Raw genomic sequence first — 4,492 nt, forward strand, 5'->3', positions numbered from 1 at the left:
CCCCCAGTGGGAAATATGTAAGTCTCGATGAACCTCAACAAAGAGATGATCATGAAAGCTCCGATAGTCCAAGTAATAAGGGGGCGTTAAATATTGTCTTAGTTAATGAGAAAAAGGATTTTGTTATTGTTAGTACTGCAAACAGTCTTCCCGGAGAAGACAATGTTTTGAGAGTATGGGCTCATGGAAATGATGAGCGTGCAGTTGATACTAGAGATAGCAAAAAAGAACTTAGTCCCGAAGAGATGGTTTCAATAATAAGAAGTCACCCTGGATGGAAAAGTGGAATGGAAGCCCATTTGATGTCATGTCAAACAGGCTCAAAAGATTATGCGAAAAAAGTTTCTGAGTTATTAACAGAAGCAAAGTCTGTCTTAGCTCCTGAGGGGTTTGTCATGGTGACCGGTGGTCCAGAGGCAAGAAATCGACATAGGAACTTTTTTGGTGGACCTGGAAAATCAGCGTATTGGTTTACTTTTTCTAACGGGCAATTGATAAACAGAGAAAAAGGTCCATATACGAAAATTCGAAATTTGGGCGAAGAGAAAGAGTAATATTTAGGTGGATATAGAAATGACTACGGCTAAGATAAAGATAATAGTTTTATTTTGTTTAACTATATTGGGCTGCAATTCAATGGACTTACATGCTAGAAACTTTAGCTTTCCTAATTCAAAAGTCTTAAATTTTTACTCTATGACGGATGGAGGAACTATGGTTTTCGAGATGGAGTCTCCACAAACAGGACTGTTTTGGTTGTTGCTAGATGGAAGTGACAGCTCAGAAACTAAAGGTAGTTTTTATTTATCATCAGATCCTGAAAAAGAAAAAATTTTGGTTCAACAAGGAAGTAAACAGGATGGCGACATATTAGAGTTTTTTACAACGTGGAATGTTGAAAATTGTACGCAAAATAATACTGATAATTTAACTTGTGTAGGTATAAAAGAGTTGTTGGTTAAGGTTAAAAGCTTTAGGGGGCAATAGCCAGCGTAGCGTGGGTGTTAACCCACGAAAAAATTGAACCATTTTTTTTAATTTATAGAAGAGAAGCAGAACCCCAAAGCGCAGTCGATTGACTGCGCTTTTTTATGGACGATCAAAATTTAATACGGATTACGATGTCTTCTGCTTTAGCTGCTCATTCTCAATGTAGGTATCGAGCACCTGCATGATCTGCCGTTTGCTGGCGGCGCTCATCTTCTCAATTTGCTGCATACGACGTTGCAAACGAGTGTCGGGCACCTTGAGCTTCTTAGGTTGTTTAATTCCCAACAGTTCATCGGAGCTAACACCCAGCACCTTCGCCAGTTTCGGTAACAGCGCAGAAGGTGGGAACTCTGATTGCCCTTCATAGTAGGAAATCATACGTTGTGAAACGCCGATCTCTTTGGCTAACTCCACTTGCGTATAACCAGCGGCTTTACGCAGTTTTACCAGTCGTTTCCCAAAATCGGGAAGCTCGTCAAAGTTCTGTTTCGGCATAGGTATATTCACAGATTGAACACTATGTCGAAGATTGTAACCCCGGTTTTCCACGATCCCTCCGAAATGGCTTGACTCTATATACATCAAGTGTATATGCTTGCGTCCGATAAATAAAGTAGAAATATTTTGTATATAGGTATTGACAGGGTTTCGGGGGAATATCGGAAATGGCACGAATTAGCGACGATGTGATCGAACGACTGAAAACAGAAGTGTCTCTGGTTCGACTGCTAAAAAGTCAGGGCTACGAGTTAAAGAAACAAGGCAAGGATTACCTCTGTCGCTGTCCGTTCCACGATGATAAAACTCCGTCTTTAGTCGTCAGTCCTGATAAAAACCTGTGGCATTGTCTGGGTGCCTGCGGTGTCGGTGGTTCAGTGATTGACTGGACGATGAAGATAGAGGGGGTATCGTTTAAACATGCGGTGGAGTTGCTTAAGAACGACTATGCTCCTGCCTTAGCTGCCGACGATGTACAGGGACGAACAAGTGTCGCGGGAGGCAGGAAGCCGGGAGCGACCACACAACCGAAAAAATACGGCTCGGTGCGAAAACTAGATGCGCCGTTATCGATCGAAGCCGATGAACAGGAAGCGTTAAACAACGTCATCGATTTTTATCACGAAACCCTCAAGAAAAGTCCAGAAGTCATCGAGTATCTGGAATCGCGCGGACTCAATCATCCCGAACTGATTAACCATTTTAAACTGGGCTTTGCTAATCGCACGCTCAGTTATCGCCTGCCAGAAAGTAACCGTCAGGCTGGCGCGGAATTGCGCGGTAAATTGCAACACATCGGTATCTTGCGCAGCTCTGGACATGAACACTTTAACGGTTCTCTGGTGGTTCCTGTGTTTAGTCGCGAGGGTTTAATCACGGAAGTTTATGGCCGAAAAATCCAGCGGGCGTTGCGCAAAGGTACGGCGTATCACTTGTATTTACCGGGGCCGCATAAAGGCGTCTGGAATGAAAAAAGTTTAGGTTCTGACGAAATTATCCTGTGCGAAAGTTTAATTGATGCGATGACCTTCTGGTGTCATGGTTTTAGAAATGTCACCACCTCTTACGGTGTGAATGGCTTTACCAACGATATTTTAAATGCACTGATTAACAATAATGTAAAACGTGTACTCATTGCTTACGACCGTGACGAAGCGGGAAATACTGCGGCGGAAAAGTTAGCGGAAGAATTACAAAAACACGGTATCAGTTGTTATCGAATCTTGTTTCCTAAAGGCATGGATGCCAACGAGTATGCACTGCAAGTGCAACCGGCGATGAAGTCTTTAGCACTGGTGATAAGAAAAGCGGAACCTATGCTTAACGCAAAGTTACGAGCTACGAGTGACGAGTATCGAGAAGAACCCAAAAACAAAACCACACCGCCCGAACCGGAAAAAGAACCTTCCTCATTAGCCGCTGATTTACCCGAACCCAAACCAGAAGTGGAGCATCAACCACCACAAAATATCGATGCCGAAATTAACGAACGGGAAATTAAAATTGCCTTCGGTGAGCGTTTGTATCGTGTTCGTGGACTGAATCGGAACCTGAGTTATGACCAGCTCAAAGTGAATGTGATGGTCAGTAAAAACGAATGCGTTCACGTCGATACGCTGGAACTTTACAACGCGAAACAGCGGCAAACCTTTATTAAAATCGCTGCGAGTGAATTAGCGTGTGAAGAACAAATTATCAAAAAGGATTTAGGAAAAGTCCTCTTAAAACTCGAAGCACTACAGGAAGAACAGATTCAAAACACACTGGCACCGAAGGAAAAAAGCATCGAGCTGGATGACGGTGAAAAAGCGGAAGCGCTGGGCTTATTGAAGGACAAAAATCTATTAGCACGTATCCTCGACGATTTTAATCAATGCGGCGTGGTCGGTGAAGAGACTAACAAACTGGTTGGCTATTTAGCCGGTGTCAGTCGCAAACTCGATAAACCCTTAGCCGTGATTATCCAGTCATCGAGTGCTGCCGGAAAATCATCTCTGATGGATGCGGTACTCAACCTGATGCCGGAAGAAGAAAGAGTCCAGTACTCAGCGATGACTGGTCAATCACTTTATTATCTTGGCGAAACCAATTTAAAAAACAAAATCCTCGCCATCGCCGAAGAAGAAGGCGCAGAGAACGCCAGCTATGCGTTAAAGCTGTTGCAGTCCGAGGGTGAAATTAATATTGCCAGTACTGGCAAAAATGCCAGCACCGGCAATCTGGAAACACAGACCTATCATGTGGAAGGTCCGGTGATGTTGTTCCTAACGACCACGGCCATCGACATCGATGAAGAATTATTAAACCGCTGTCTGGTGTTAACGGTGAATGAAAGTCGTGAACAAACCGAAGCCATACATCAGCAACAACGGATAGCGGAAACACTGGAAGGCATGCGGCTAAAGAACAAAAAGCAACACCTGGTTAAATTGCATCGAAACGCACAACGATTATTAAAACCCTTGGCTGTGGTGAATCCTTACGCCGAGCATTTAACCTTCCTGAGCCATCAAACAAGAACACGACGCGATCATCAAAAGTATTTAGCGCTCATCCGTTCGATTGCGTTTTTACATCAATATCAGCGTGACGTGAAAAGTGAAGATGGCTTCGAATACATTGAGGTTACGCTTGATGATATTGCGGTTGCTAATCAACTCGCGCATGAAGTACTGGGCCGAACACTGGACGAGTTACCGCCACAAACTCGAAAGTTATTGTCTCTGATTAATGATTACGTCAAAGCAGAATGCAAAACTCACGGCGTGGAACAAAGTGATTATCGCTTTAGCCGCAAGCAATTACGTGATGCCTTCGGCTGGAGTGATACGGCGTTAAAAGTGCATCTGTCACGGTTAACCGACCTCGATTATTTAGTCGTTCATACGAATGGACATCGGCAACGCTTCCATTATGAACTGCTCTTTACCGGTTCCAAAAATAGTCACGATACCTTCCTAAACGGATTAATCGACGTGAAAAAATTAGGCTACGACAAAAACCG

4 protein-coding genes are annotated in these 4,492 nt (G+C 43.6%); 3 read left to right on the forward strand and 1 reads right to left on the reverse strand.

Going from position 1 to position 4,492, the window contains the following annotated elements; all coding sequences use genetic code 11:
* The coding region (locus ACTUJY_RS20870; protein ID WP_463618070.1) for a hypothetical protein at positions 1-554 on the forward strand (554 nt) is incomplete at its 5' end.
* A gap of 19 nt (positions 555-573) precedes the next feature.
* Positions 574-987, forward strand: coding sequence for a hypothetical protein (locus tag ACTUJY_RS20875; protein ID WP_463618071.1), 414 nt, complete (start codon positions 574-576; stop codon positions 985-987).
* Between the two features lie 129 nt (positions 988-1,116).
* On the opposite strand, the gene ACTUJY_RS20880 is transcribed toward ACTUJY_RS20875, so the two are convergent.
* Positions 1,117-1,485 (reverse strand): helix-turn-helix domain-containing protein, encoded by a 369-nt coding sequence (locus ACTUJY_RS20880; RefSeq protein WP_463618072.1) that lies wholly within the window; start codon positions 1,483-1,485, stop codon positions 1,117-1,119.
* 170 nt (positions 1,486-1,655) lie between these two features.
* Between ACTUJY_RS20880 and ACTUJY_RS20885 the strand changes: the two genes are divergently transcribed.
* A partial coding sequence (locus tag ACTUJY_RS20885; protein ID WP_463618073.1) for a CHC2 zinc finger domain-containing protein occupies positions 1,656-4,492 on the forward strand: 2,837 nt, incomplete at its 3' end.

The sequence above is a fragment of the Pleionea sp. WD8-19 genome, from assembly GCF_055326765.1.

Excerpts from the sequence above, each read along its gene's own strand:
- ACTUJY_RS20880 (WP_463618072.1), bottom strand. The coding sequence starts at position 1,485 with ATGCCGAAACAGAACTTTGACGAGCTTCCCGATTTTGGGAAACGACTG.
- ACTUJY_RS20875 (WP_463618071.1), top strand. The coding sequence starts at position 574 with ATGACTACGGCTAAGATAAAGATAATAGTTTTATTTTGTTTAACTATA.